The organism is Faecalimonas hominis, assembly GCF_054660755.1.
The window spans coordinates 20,333-34,242 of sequence record NZ_BAAHSH010000004.1; the positions used below are offsets into that span (position 1 = coordinate 20,333).

Sequence of the window (13,910 nt, forward strand, 5' to 3'; positions counted from 1 at the left end):
AAATTATAACAAAATAAGTAGAATGTAGTACGGAATAAGGTACGATTCAAGAAAATGAATGAGAGAAAGGAGTGTTTATGTGGAGAAACAGAAAAAAATTCAACTCCCAAAAAAGATGGGAAAAACAGAGAGAAATCGCTTGATTGAATTTGCTCTTTTAAAAGGTTTTCAATCTGTATCAGCTGAATTTCCGGTTGTTTCTACAACAGAAGGAGAGGAAGTTCCAGAGAGTTTTTCGCAATATGAATTGCAACTTAGGAAATTATCATGTCATTATAGGTGCGACGAACTATTCCTTAGTTACAACCAAAGCTGCGAAAAAGGCAATTAAAAAAGGAAAAAAATTTCTTTCCCTTCCGCTTTGTACAAATGATGGAAAAGCGATGCTGAGTTATGATTTTATGACCATGGATACAAAGAAAAGTAAAATGCTTGCGATGGTCATTATGAAGTACTTAAATTCAGCGAGTGTTATTCATATCACTTCTAAGAATGGAACGGATTTGAAAGTATATAAAAGAAATAGAAAAGCCGGATTTTTTAATGGAGTATTAAAAGATGGGAAAGGGTATTCGTCGGCTAGTATTGAAGTATATGTTCCAATAGAAGAAACTAAAAGTGAAGGGGTCATGGTCTTAGATGGCTCGCTTGGATATATTGGGAAAGCAGATTATCCAACAAAAATAGATATTTCACAAGGGAAAATTACAAAGATAGAAGACACGATTACAGGATGTCAACTCCAAGAATACTTGAAAAGTTATGATGATGAAAGGGTTTGGGTTGCAAGTGAACTTGGAATTGGATTAAATTCTCAATCCAAATGTCGAGGAAAATGTTATATTGAAGATGAGTCGGCATATGGAACGTTTCATATCGGATTTGGGAGAAATCTTGCTTTAGGCGGAGTGCATGAAGCAAGCGGGCACTATGATTTGGTTTGTAGGGAGCCGAATATTTATGCCGATAATCGGCAGATTATGATGGAGGGAAAAATTATTACCCCTGAACCAGAAGTATATTAAGGAGGCAAAGAATGAAAGTTTTAGTTACAGGATTTGATCCATTTGGTGGAGAAACGGTTAATCCAGCTTATGAATCAGTAAAATTAATTCATGATACAGTTAAAAATGCGGAAATTATAAAGGTGGAGATACCGACTGTATTTGGTGAAGCAGGGAAAAAAGTGGAGAAAGCTATAGAAGAACATCATCCAGATGTGGTACTTTGTATCGGACAAGCAGGAAGAAGAGCGGATATACAGGTAGAAAGAATTGCGATTAATTTGTGTGAGGCTCCGATTCCTGATAATGCGGGAAATCAGCCTATTGATGAAAAATCGCAAAAGGATGGAGAAACAGCATATTTTGCGACAGTACCTGTAAAAGCAATGGTAAAAAATATTAATGAACATGGAATTCCAGCAAGTGTTTCTTATACGGCGGGGACATATGTATGTAATAATGTAATGTATGATTTACTTTATACACTCAATAAAAAATATCCAAATGTTCGTGGCGGATTTATTCATGTACCATATTCTACACAGCAAGGTGTTGGAAAGCCTTTGGGTACAGCAACTATGTCGATTGAAACGATGGCAAAAGCTTTAGAATATGCAATAGAAGCAATTGTGGAAACAAGAGAAGAAGTAGAAATATCGATGGGAATTACAGATTAAACTATAGCGATAAAATGAAACACAAGAGAATATATATATAATATAGAGGTTCTTATAGTATCAAACTTATCAATTCTAAAACTAAAAGATTCTATCTGAAAATTCTTTGTATATAGAGAAGGGGGATCACTCAATCATTACATTTGATGATTGAGCGATACCCCTCTTTACTTTCGATGCTTATTCCTCATCGTCTATTTCCTGAGCACCGATTAAAGCACCGGCTGATGCGGAAACAACTGCTGCAACAATGGCAGCGATAATGCTGACTGCAATAATGCAAACTAAAAATCCCATTGTAAACGCCTCCGATTCTAAACTACAAATTTTTAACTAAATCTATTGTATCACGAAAAATCAAATCTGTATATATTTTATTTGTGGCGCAGAGGATTCGGAGTATGTACAGTTAAAAATTTTACAACAGTATTTGTATCATTTTTCCAGTTGTGAGAAATATTTGAATGTACATGGGCTGAATCTCCGGGATATAAATGATAAATATCTTCCTCAATCTGCAAAGTCAAGATACCTTCCAATATATAAATAAATTCTTCACCGCCGTGGGAATAAAGTTCTAAATCACTTTCATCCTGTAATGCGGGCATAAGTTCTACAAGTCTTGGAAGAAGATCAAATTCTTCTACATGATTTGTGAGAGCGTGCTCAATAATTTCAGGATTTACAACAGTAGATTTCTGTTCATAGCGCCTCATTATATGTACATCATTTGGTTTTATATTCGTAGTGAAAAAACTGGATAGTTCTACATCTAAAACCTTAGAAATTTTATCCAAAGAATCGATGGCTATACTTGTCATTCCTCGTTCCAATTGGGAGAGAAATCCAATGGATAGTCCGGTGTTTTCGCTTAAATATTTTAAAGTATATTTTTTTTCGGTACGAAGATTTTTGATTCTAAGTCCGATAATTGCATTTGTATCCATGATTTTACCTCTTTTTCTCTTACTATCTTTAAAAGATATTGTTTATATTATTACCAGTTGGTTGTAATGTCAAGCATTTGACAGGTGAAAAGAACGCAGATAAAACGAGTTGTATAAAGATTAATGAATAAATGAAAGCGTATTCTCTTTTTAGAAATTTTTATGAAAACAATAAAAAATATCATGACAAAAGAATAACAATGTGATATAATGAAAAAAGCGGATAAAAATTTCATTTAAATGAAAATGGAGGAAATATGAGAACACCAAATGTAATTAATATCCAAAAGTTTTCTGTGCATGACGGGGACGGCATACGGACAACTATTTTTTTTAAAGGTTGTTATTTGAATTGCTGGTGGTGTCATAATCCGGAGAGCCAGAATTTTGCGCCGGAAGTTATGATTAACACAGAAAAGTGTACAGGGTGCCGTGCTTGTGAGCAGGTTTGTCCGGAGAAAGCTATTCATATAGACAATTGTAAGCAGTGTACGGACAGAACGAAATGTAAAGTATGCAGTACGTGTTTGGACTATTGTGTAAATAATGCGAGAGAAGTTGTTGGGAAACAATATACAATTGCGGAGTTAGTAAAAGAAGTGGATAAAGACTATATGTTTTATGAAGAGTCGTTTGGGGGTGTTACGCTTTCCGGTGGGGAAGTTATGGCACAGGATATGGAATATATAGAGGAACTTCTGAAAAAGTTAAAGAGAAAAGGTTATAACATTACGATTGATACATGTGGATTTGCGCCTGAAGAAAATTTCCAAATTGTTTTGCCGTATGTGGATACGTTTTTATATGATATTAAATTGATGGATAATGAAAAGCATAAGAAATACATGGGGCAGAGCAACGAATTGATTTTCACCAACCTGAAATATTTAAGTGACAATGGAGCGAGAATTTATATTCGCATTCCGGTCATCGGGGGAGTGAATGACAGTGACGAAGAAATACAGGCAATTATTTCTTATTTAAAAGAAAATATTTCGGTAGCACAGGTAAACCTGTTGCCATACCATGACATTGCAAGCAGCAAATATCAAAGATTAGATGTTACATATAAAGGAAAAGAATTTACTGTTCCTTCTAAAGAGAGAATGGAAGAGTTAAAAGAAATGTTTCAGAAAAATGGTTTTACAAACACCAAAATAGGAGGTTAAGAGATGGAAAGAGGAATGAACGAAAGAATCCGCAGATTAAGAAAACAGAGTTTGGAGACAGAACCACACATTTATATGGAAAGGGCGGACTTGGAAACAGATGCGTACATGATGTATGAAGGAAGTGTTTCCGTTCCGGAACTTCGTGCGTTGGCTTTTAAACATTTTATGGCTAATAAAACATTATGCATCAACGACGGAGAATTAATCGTGGGAGAAAAAGGTGACGGACCACAGGCTGCACCATCTTTCCCTGAATTGTGCTGTCATACAGTAGAAGATATGAAAATTATGAATGCGCGTGATTTGATTTATTTCCGTGTTTCAGAAGAAGATTTAAAATTACAGGAAGAAAAAATCATTCCATTTTGGGAAAAACGTTCTGTTCGTCATAAAATCTTAGCGAATATGAGTCAGGAGTGGAAAGATGCCTATGCAGCAGGTATTTTCACCGAGTTTATGGAACAGCGTGGACCGGGACATACAGTAGGATCAGAAAAGATTTATAAAAAAGGATTTTTAGATTATAAAAACGACATTATCGAAGCGAGAAATAACTTGGATTTCTTAAACGATAAAGAGGCGTTAGACAAAAAGGCACAGTTAAATGCGATGGAAATCTGCTGTGATGCCATTATGATTTTAGGTGAAAGATACGCAAAATATGCAAGAGAACTTGCAGATAAAGAGACAGATGAGACTCGTAAAGCAGAGTTACTTCAGATTGCGGCAAACTGTGATGTTGTACCGGCACATGCTCCACAGACATTCTGGCAGGCAATTCAGATGTACTGGTTTGTTCATCTTGGAGTTACAACAGAGTTAAATCCATGGGACGCATACAGCCCGGGAAGATTTGACCAGCACTTGAATCCGTTCTATCAGAAAGATACAGAAGAAGGTATTTTAGATGATGAAAAAGCGTTGGAATTATTAGAATGTTTATGGGTAAAATTCAATAACCAGCCGGCGCCTCCAAAAGTAGGGGTTACATTAAAAGAAAGTGGAACATACACAGACTTTGCAAACTTAAATACCGGCGGTATCACACCGGAAGGCGAAAATGGTGTCAACGAAGTAAGTTATTTAATCTTAGACTGTATGGACGAAATGAAACTGTTACAGCCAAGTTCAAACGTACAGATTAGTAAGAAAACACCGACAAAATTCTTAAAACGTGCTTGTGAAATATCAAGAAAAGGTTGGGGACAGCCTGCTTTCTATAACACGGAAGCGATTATTCAGGAATTATTAAATGCCGGAAAAACAATTGAAGATGCAAGACGCGGTGGAACAAGCGGCTGTGTAGAAACAGGAGCATTCGGAAACGAAGCGTATATTTTAACAGGATATTTTAACCTTCCAAAGATTTTGGAATTAACATTATATAACGGTTATGACATCGTAAGCAAAAAACAGATTGGTCTTCCTCTCGGATATGCAAAAGATTTCAAATCTTATGAAGAATTATACGATGCTTATAAGAAACAGATTGAATATCTTGTGGATATTAAAATTGAAGGAAGTAACATTATTGAGAAAATCTATGCAGAATATATGCCTGCTCCATTCCTTTCTATTATTACAAATGATTGTATTTCAAAAGGAAAAGACTACAATGCAGGTGGTGCAAGATACAATACGAACTATTTACAGGGTGTAGGTATCGGAACAATTACAGACTCATTGTCAGCAATTAAGTATAACGTATTCGATGAGCAGAAATTCACAATGGAAGAACTTATCGAGGCAATGGAACATAACTACGAAGGTTATGAAAGAATTGCAAACCTTGTTCGTAATAAGACACCAAAATATGGAAATGACGATGATTACGCAGATGGCATTATGAAAGATGTATTTAATTTCTACCAGAAGACGGTTACGGGAAGACCTAACATGAAGGGCGGTACATACAGAGTAAATATGCTTCCGACAACATGTCATGTATACTTTGGAGAAGTTATGAATGCAAGTCCAAACGGACGTCTTGCACAGAAACCGGTTTCAGAAGGTATTTCTCCTGAAAAAGGTGCGGACGTAAACGGACCGACAGCGGTAATTAAATCATGTGCAAAAATGGATCACTTGAGAACGGGTGGTACACTGTTGAATCAGAAATTTACACCGAGTGTTGTTGCAGGTGAAGAAGGTTTGACACATATGGCGGATTTAGTAAGAGCATACTTCAATATGGACGGACATCATATTCAGTTTAATGTTATCGATAAAGAAACATTAATTCAGGCACAAAAAAATCCAGATGAATATAAAGACTTAATTGTCCGTGTTGCAGGTTACAGTGATCACTTCCGCAATCTGAGCAAAGCATTGCAAGATGAGATTATTGAAAGAACGGAACAGTCGTTTAACTAAAAATAGTATAGATAAAATAAGAAGCACATTTCGGGGGGAATGTGCTTCTTATTTTAGTGGTGATATTCGCCTAATGCGCTGTCTTTTCCGGTCATAAAGTGATCCTGCGTTAAAATGGCATAGGCATTTTCGTAATCGTTGTTACGCATATACTGTACCATTTTCTTCAGGTTGGCATTCGTTTTTTCTATCTGCATACCGTTTTTGAGGGAATATAATCCCATGCGGATAAGTTCAAAAAGATTACTCTCATAGAATTTATTGATTCTCGTATTATCGAAGATGCTGACAATTTCCAAGTGCATTTTTGTGTCGGCAACCTCCCACTCGTATGGATTGTTCGTTGCGGCACACATACGGACAACTTTTTCCTCAATGCGATAAGAATATTCTTCAAAACGGTTGGAAGAAAAGATTAATTTAAAAGCAGAACCCTCAAAAAGTTCTCTCAACTGATAAATCTCCTCTATATCCTTGTCTGTGATTTCTTTTACGGTCATGGATTTGTGGTATCCCGAAACGATAAGGCCCTCTGCCTGCAGCATTTTAATTGCGGTTCTGACCGGATTGCGGCTCATTTCCAGTTCCTCAGTGAGAATTGCTTCGGTAAGCGGCATTCCGGGAGGGTAAGTCAGATTTAAAATATTTGTTTTAATTGTATGATAAGCCTTATCTGCAAGAGATTTGCTTTGCGTTGCCATAAGGACACCTCTTTCTCATTGTTAATGTATACATTCTATTGTATATAATGGCAAAGAAAAATACAAGAGAATATGTAAAGGAAAAATTGTATTAGCCAATGAGTTATGATATGATAAGAAAGTTAATACCCAATTATTGACAAATAATCAACGGAGGAGAACAAATGAAAAAGGTAATGAAAAAAATGTGCAGTTTGTTGCTTTCTTTTTGCCTTATATCGGGAACATTATTCAGTGTACCGTTAAGCGTTGAGGCGAGAGAGGAACTTGTCAACGTTGCAAGGAAAGAAGGTGTAAAGATTACTGTACAAAACACAGGAAGCGGTTCTGCGTCAGACATGGTTGACGGAGACGATAAGACTTCGTGGCAGCAAAACGGCTGGTCAATTAATAAAGACGCAATAGTCGATATGAAACTGGCTGAAAACGGAACGAATGTAAAGAAAGTGGTTGTAAAAGTCGGTGGAAATGATTACGCAAACCGCAAAGTAAAAGTAACGGTACAGCGTGCGCAAAATGGTATTACATCAGACTGGCTGACGATTGGAGAAAAGGTAGTTACAACAACTGGTGATGCAAATGATACGGCAGATGCAGTATTTGAATTAGAGCAGACAGCATCTTCCTCTGATATTCGTGTTATCCTGTCCGAACCTGTTGCCCATGATGGAGGAGAAGTATATTTCTGGCCGTCCATTCACGAAATTGAAGTGTATGAGATGCAGGAAGTTCACTTATCTGACTACAACAATATCGCTTCACAGGCAGAAATCACAACAGACGGTAATGAAAATCCGTCAGAAGGGAAAGATCGCCTTGTAGACGATAACGACACAACATTATATAAATTTCATAATGCCGCACAGGATTCAGAGAAATACATTAATCTTTCTTTTGCAGAAGAGAGAATGATGAATGCCTGTGAGATTGTATTTGAACACGTAGGTGCTGCAGATGAATATACATACGAATTTACATACAGTATTTTAGGAAAAGCAAAAGGTGCGGCTGAGTATACAAAAATTGTAGACCATGCGAAGGCAAATCGTACAGATAATTATGTGCAGGGATATAAATTCGATGAAACAGCTTACTCTGATGTGAAAATCGTAATACACTCTACGACAAACAGTCAGGGGAACGGCTGGCCGGCTGTGGCAGAATTCCGTGTATATGGAGCGGAAGAAGAGATTGATGATTCAGACAGCATTGCATTTAAAAAGCCGGTACATTCAAATTCTAATCAGAAAAATGCTTCTAAAGTAAATGATGGAAGCAAAAATACAATGTGGACTGGGGAATATTATCCGGGATACGTTGATATTGACTTAAAGGAAAATTATAACTTAAATACAGTAGAAATTTTCACACAGGAAAAAGGGTATTCTCAGTATTCGATTTATACAAGTATGAATGGAAGAGATTTCGATAAATTAGCGGAAAAAACTTCCACAGAAAGTTGTACGGATAAAGGAGAGATTTATCAGGCGAAAGGAAAAGAAGCCCGCATTATCCGTGTATATATGGAATACAATTCTACAAGTCCAGCGGCTGTAATCAAAGAAATCCGTGCTACAGGTGAAAAGAGCGGTACAAAAGTACAGACTCGTCCGGAAGTAAATGTAAAAGATTTCAAAGACAGTAGTTATGCAAATACAGAAAAAGTAACACCTGAACAAACTTATGAAGAAGTTCGCGGAATTATCGAAAGAAGATTAGGGGCGGAATATAAATCATGGTTTGATTTGAAATTACAGGAAAATCCAAATAAAACAGGATACGATTACTTCGAGTTAAGTGATAAAGGCGGAAAAGTGCAGATTACGGGAAATGACGGTGTTTCTCTTGCCATGGGATTAAATCATTACTTGAAATATTTCTGTAACGTAAATATTTCTCAGGTAGGCGATCAGGCAGATATGCCGGCGAAAATTGTGCCAATCGGAGAAAAAGTACATAAAGAAACAAAAGTAGGAACAAGATATTCGTATAATTACTGTACACTCTCTTATTCTATGGCGTTCTGGGGAGAAAAAGAGTGGCGTAATGAACTTGACTGGCTTGCATTAAACGGTGTAAATGTTGTTTTAGATGCAACTGCTCAGGAAGAAGTATGGCGTAGATTTCTTGAAGATTTAGGATACACACATGAGGAAATTAAAGACTATATTGCAGGTCCTGCATATTATGCATGGGCGTATATGGCGAATTTAAGTGGGTTCGGCGGACCAATCCACGATTCATGGTTTGAAGAGAGAACAGAACTTGCAAGAAAAAATCAGTTATCAATGAGAAGACTTGGAATGCAGCCGGTATTACAGGGATACAGTGGAATGGTACCGACAAATATTCGAGAAAAAGATTCTAGTGCGGAAGTGATTGAGCAAGGAACATGGTGTTCATTTAGAAGACCGGATATGTTAAAAACAGACAGTGCATCTTTTGATAAATATGCAAAACTTTTTTATCAGGCACAGAAAGAAGTATATGGAGAAAGTGCACATTACTATGCAACTGACCCGTTCCATGAAGGTGGAGATACAGGCGGATTAAATCCGACAGTTATCGCAGGTAAAGTATTGGATGCAATGTTAGAAGCGGACAAAGACGGAATTTGGATTATCCAGTCATGGCAGGGAAACCCAACAACAGCGTTACTTAAAGGGCTTGAGGGAAGAAAGGAACACGCATTAGTGTTAGACCTTTATGCTGAAAAAACACCACACTGGAATGAAACAAATCCAAATGAGTACGGTGGCGGAGAATTTAATGATACGCCGTGGGTATTCTGTATGTTAAATAACTTTGGAGGACGTCTTGGACTTCACGGTCATTTAGATAATCTGGCAAAGAATATCCCTGCAGCATTAAACAGTGCAAAACATATGGAAGGAATTGGAATTACGCCGGAAGCAAGTGTAAACAACCCATTATTATACGATTTCTTATTTGAAACTGTTTGGACAGACAATGCAAAGGAAAAACTTCCTGTAATTGATTTGGACAAATGGTTGAAAGACTATGCAAAAAGAAGATACGGAAAAGAAAGTCAGTCAGCATATGAAGCTTTATTGATTATGAAAGATACGGTTTATAAAGCAGAGTTAAATATGAAGGGACAGGGAGCACCTGAATCGGTTGTAAATGCCCGTCCTGCATTGGATATCGGAGCGGCTTCCACATGGGGAAATGCGGTTATCAGTTATGACAAAGCGAAATTGGAAAAAGCGGCGGAACTTCTTTTAAAAGATTATGACAAATTAAAAGACAGTGACGGCTATATGTATGATTTGGCGACAATGTTACAACAGGTATTGTCAAACAGTGCTCAAGAATATCAGCGCAAGATGGCAAATGCTTTCAAAGAAAACAACAAAGAAGAGTTTAATACATATGCAGACAAATTTTTAAGCATCATTGATAGTATGGAAAAAGTGACAAGTACAAGCAAATACTATTTACTTGGTACTTGGGTAGAGCAGGCGAAAGCGCTGGCAAAGAATGCCGACGACTTTACAAAAGACTTATACGAATTTAATGCAAAAGCCTTAGTGACAACATGGGGCTCAATAAATCAGGCGGAAGGCGGCGGATTGAAAGACTATTCTAACCGTCAGTGGTCAGGTCTGTTAAAAGATTTCTATAAAGTAAGATGGCAGAAATGGATTCAGGCGAGAAACGATGAATTAGACGGAAAACAGCCTGAAAATATTAACTGGTTTGAATGGGAGTGGAAATGGGTAAGAGAAAACACAGAATACACAAACACTCCAAATAAAGAAAACTTAAAGAACTTAGATAAAATCGGAGAAACAATTTTAAAAGAATTTTCCGTAAAAGATCCAAATGCAGATGATTCTAACGATATTAAAGTAGAAGGAATCAAAGCGACAGCGGGAAGTGAGCAGTCAAAGACACCGGGAGAAGAAGGTGCGGCTGTGAATGTGTTGGACGATAATCAGGCAACAATCTGGCATTCTTCATGGGACGGAGCAAAACGTGAAGATTTATGGTTACAGTTGGAACTTCCTGAGGCACAGAAAGTAAACGGTGTGCGTTTACAGACACGCAGCGAGTATGGAAACGGTTTTATTACAAAATATAGAATCGAAACAAGTATGGACGGCAAAAACTTCACGGAAGCGGTCTCAGGGGACTGGGACGAAGTTCCGGGCTGGAAAAAGGCGACTTTTGAAGAAAGAGAAGCAAAGTTTGTAAGAATATACGCGGTGGAATCCTATACAAATAGCAGTAATAACTATGCTTCGGCAGCGGAAATGCGTTTGACACAGGAAAAAGCAGATGTTCCGGTGTTAGATAAAGAAGCATTGGAAGTAGAAATTACAGAAGCAAAAGCATTGGAAAAAGAAGGCTATACAACATCAAGTGTAAATGCATTGAACGAAGCGATTGCCAAAGCGGAAAAAGTTCTCGCAGAAGCAACAGAACAGTCAGAAATTGATTTGATGGTGGACGAACTTACAAAAGCAATGAAATTGGAAAAGAAAGCGGACGCCGAAAAAAGCAAAGCAGAATATGACAAACTTATTGCAGGTGTAAAAGAAGAAAGCGTTTATACAGAAGAAACTTGGAATGTATATGCGGAAGCAAAAGAAAAAGTGGAAAATGCACTTAAAGATACAAGTGATGTAAGTGAAGCAAAGATGAAAGAGTTACTTGCAGACTTAAAATCGGCAGTTGCCGGATTAAAAGAGGCAGAAACCGGAGAACCACAGCAGCCAGAGAAACCGGAAAATCCGGAAATCCCACAACAGAAACCGCAAAAGCCACAGCAGAAACCAGATAACACAGTTCCTGAGACAGGTGATACAACAAACGGATTAGGATTTATGTTGTTAGCGGTAATGGCAGGCGGCTACATTGTTTTTGCAGAGACAAAAAAACGCCGCAATGCGGATAAATAAAACTTTATAGGGACTTGAAATGGGGGTAGAATGAGAATTCTATCCTCATTTTGTCTGTGTGGCTGCACAATCTTTTTTATAGAAAAGGAATCTTGACAGGAGAAATAAAAAGTGATATATTGTATACAAAAGAAAATAATGTATACATTAAAGCGAAAGGAAGAAGAAAAATGAAATTAGGATTTATCGGTGCCGGAAATATGGCAAAAGCAATGATGGGCGGAATTTTAAAGAATGGTATTTTAACTGCTGAAGAAGTAATTGCTTCTGATATGTATGTTCCGGGATTAGAGAAAACAAAAGAAGAATTGGGAATTCATGTCACAACGGACAATAAGGAAGTGGCAACAAAAGCAGAAATCGTAGTATTGTCAGTAAAACCACAATTTTATGCAGATGTTATTAACGAGATTAAAGACTGCATTACAGAAAATCAGATTATCGTTACAATTGCACCGGGAAAAACTTTGGAATATCTTGCAGATGCGTTTGGACACCCGGTAAAAATTGTTCGTACAATGCCAAACACACCGGCTCTGGTAGGTGAAGGAATTACAGGAGTTTGTCATAATGAATTAGTGACAAAAGAAGAATTAGATACAGTATGCAATATTTTAAGCGGATTTGGAAAAGCGGAAGTGTTGAGTGAAAAACTTATGGACGTTGTTGTGTCTGTAAGCGGAAGTTCACCTGCGTATGTATTTATGTTCATCGAAGCAATGGCAGATGCAGCGGTTGCTGACGGAATGCCAAGACAGCAGGCATATAAATTTGCCGCACAGGCAGTTATGGGAAGTGCCAAGATGGTTTTGGAAACAGGAAAACACCCTGGAGAATTGAAAGATATGGTTTGTTCACCGGGAGGAACAACAATCGAAGCAGTTCGTGTATTAGAAGAAAAAGGATTTAGAAGCAGTGTCATTGAGGCAATGAAAGCATGCGTTAAAATTGCGAGAGGACTATAAAAAATAGGCCAACTTCTTTCATCACAGCGTGGTGGAAGAAGTTTTTTTAGTATCTTTTAGAAAAAGAATGGGGTATAATATAGTGGAAATGATAAGGAGGTATGAACATGAGTTATATTGCAGATGAAAAACGATATGAAAAAATGAATTATTTTCGCAGCGGAAACAGTGGATTAAAATTACCGGCAGTTTCATTAGGGTTATGGCACAATTTTGGAACAAATGATTCTTTTGAAAATATGGTAAATATGTGTGAGGCAGCTTTTGACTCCGGAATTACTCATTTTGATTTGGCAAACAATTATGGACCGCAAAATGGGAGTGCGGAAGAAAATTTTGGCAAAATAATTAATGGAGAATTGAAACCGTATAGAAATGAACTTGTTATCAGCACGAAAGCGGGATATGAAATGTGGGACGGCCCTTACGGAAACTGGGGCAGCAGAAAATACTTATTATCCAGTCTTGACAGCAGTTTGCAGAGAATGGGACTGGATTATGTAGATATTTTTTATCATCACCGAATGGATCCGGCAACACCGCTTGAAGAGAGTATGATGGCGTTAGATACGGCAGTAAAACAGGGAAAAGCACTCTACGCAGGAATTTCCAACTATGATGCAAAGACAACGAAAAAGGCAATGGAGATTTTAAAAGAATTAAGATGTCCGTTTATCATCAATCAGGTGAGATATTCCATTTTTGACCGCTGGATTGAGGAGGACGGGCTAAAAACGTTTGCGTCGGAGAACGGTTGTGGTCTGATTGCTTTCAGCCCGTTGGCGCAGGGGCTTTTGACAGATAAATACCTACGCGGCATTCCTGAAAATAGCAGAATCAAAAAAGACGGAAGATTTTTGAAAGAAAGTGCAATTACAAAAGAACGTCTGGAACAGATTGAAGCGTTAAATCAAATTGCGAAAGAACGCGGACAGACATTAGCGCAGATGGCATTGTCGTGGGTAATTCGTGACGGCGATGTAACAAGCGTGTTGATTGGAGCATCTTCCCCTGAGCAGATTAAAGAGAACGTAAAAATAGTGGAAAATACGGCATTTACACAGGAAGAGTTAGATGCGATTGATTCTATTTCTAAAAAATAGTACAAAGTGTAAAAGAGAGTTTTGACTCTCTTTTTTTATTGCC

The 13,910-nt window shown here is 37.5% G+C and carries 9 protein-coding genes; 7 read left to right on the forward strand and 2 right to left on the reverse strand.

Features of this window, described 5'->3' with window-relative positions:
• Nucleotides 1–242: 242 nt before the first annotated feature.
• Complete coding sequence (locus ACYQ35_RS00675) at nt 243–1,025, forward strand: M29 family metallopeptidase (protein WP_459829153.1); 783 nt, start codon at nt 243–245, stop codon at nt 1,023–1,025.
• Between the two features lie 11 nt (nt 1,026–1,036).
• Entirely contained in the window at nt 1,037–1,681 is a 645-nt protein-coding gene (gene pcp / locus ACYQ35_RS00680; protein ID WP_009462344.1) for a pyroglutamyl-peptidase I, read from the forward strand.
• Nucleotides 1,682–2,055: 374 nt separating this feature from the next.
• On the opposite strand, the gene ACYQ35_RS00685 is transcribed toward pcp, so the two are convergent.
• Entirely contained in the window at nt 2,056–2,628 is a 573-nt protein-coding gene (locus ACYQ35_RS00685) for a helix-turn-helix domain-containing protein (protein ID WP_009462347.1), read from the reverse strand.
• A 257-nt stretch (nt 2,629–2,885) separates the two neighbouring features.
• On the opposite strand from ACYQ35_RS00685, the gene ACYQ35_RS00690 reads away from it, so the two are divergent.
• On the forward strand, nt 2,886–3,797 hold the full coding sequence (locus ACYQ35_RS00690; protein ID WP_009462349.1) for a trans-4-hydroxy-L-proline dehydratase activase: 912 nt from the start codon (nt 2,886–2,888) through the stop codon (nt 3,795–3,797).
• Between the two features lie 3 nt (nt 3,798–3,800).
• Entirely contained in the window at nt 3,801–6,173 is a 2,373-nt protein-coding gene (gene hypD, locus ACYQ35_RS00695) for a trans-4-hydroxy-L-proline dehydratase (RefSeq protein WP_459829158.1), read from the forward strand.
• Nucleotides 6,174–6,226: 53 nt separating this feature from the next.
• Here hypD and ACYQ35_RS00700 read toward each other — a convergent pair whose 3' ends face one another.
• Nucleotides 6,227–6,874, reverse strand: a complete 648-nt coding sequence (locus ACYQ35_RS00700; RefSeq protein WP_009462353.1) for a GntR family transcriptional regulator — start codon at nt 6,872–6,874, stop codon at nt 6,227–6,229.
• A gap of 164 nt (nt 6,875–7,038) precedes the next feature.
• On the opposite strand from ACYQ35_RS00700, the gene ACYQ35_RS00705 reads away from it, so the two are divergent.
• The 3 genes from ACYQ35_RS00705 to ACYQ35_RS00715 all read left to right on the forward strand — a co-directional run bounded on the left by ACYQ35_RS00705 (nt 7,039) and on the right by ACYQ35_RS00715 (nt 13,867).
• Nucleotides 7,039–11,799, forward strand: coding sequence for an alpha-N-acetylglucosaminidase TIM-barrel domain-containing protein (locus tag ACYQ35_RS00705; protein ID WP_459829162.1), 4,761 nt, complete (start codon nt 7,039–7,041; stop codon nt 11,797–11,799).
• 170 nt (nt 11,800–11,969) lie between these two features.
• Nucleotides 11,970–12,764, forward strand: coding sequence for a pyrroline-5-carboxylate reductase (gene proC, locus ACYQ35_RS00710; protein WP_009462357.1), 795 nt, complete (start codon nt 11,970–11,972; stop codon nt 12,762–12,764).
• Nucleotides 12,765–12,871: 107 nt separating this feature from the next.
• Nucleotides 12,872–13,867 carry an aldo/keto reductase gene (locus ACYQ35_RS00715; protein WP_009462359.1) on the forward strand — a complete coding sequence of 332 codons (996 nt, stop codon included), beginning with the start codon at nt 12,872–12,874 and terminating at the stop codon, nt 13,865–13,867.
• Nucleotides 13,868–13,910: the final 43 nt, after the last annotated feature.

Bases quoted from the DNA above. Each gene is read 5' to 3' on its own strand.
- ACYQ35_RS00675 (WP_459829153.1), top strand. From the start codon at position 243: ATGAATTGCAACTTAGGAAATTATCATGTCATTATAGGTGCGACGAAC.
- ACYQ35_RS00705 (WP_459829162.1), top strand. From the start codon at position 7,039: ATGAAAAAGGTAATGAAAAAAATGTGCAGTTTGTTGCTTTCTTTTTGC.
- ACYQ35_RS00690 (WP_009462349.1), top strand. From the start codon at position 2,886: ATGAGAACACCAAATGTAATTAATATCCAAAAGTTTTCTGTGCATGAC.
- ACYQ35_RS00715 (WP_009462359.1), top strand. From the start codon at position 12,872: ATGAGTTATATTGCAGATGAAAAACGATATGAAAAAATGAATTATTTT.
- ACYQ35_RS00700 (WP_009462353.1), bottom strand. From the start codon at position 6,874: ATGGCAACGCAAAGCAAATCTCTTGCAGATAAGGCTTATCATACAATT.
- pcp (WP_009462344.1), top strand. From the start codon at position 1,037: ATGAAAGTTTTAGTTACAGGATTTGATCCATTTGGTGGAGAAACGGTT.
- ACYQ35_RS00685 (WP_009462347.1), bottom strand. From the start codon at position 2,628: ATGGATACAAATGCAATTATCGGACTTAGAATCAAAAATCTTCGTACC.
- proC (WP_009462357.1), top strand. From the start codon at position 11,970: ATGAAATTAGGATTTATCGGTGCCGGAAATATGGCAAAAGCAATGATG.
- hypD (WP_459829158.1), top strand. From the start codon at position 3,801: ATGGAAAGAGGAATGAACGAAAGAATCCGCAGATTAAGAAAACAGAGT.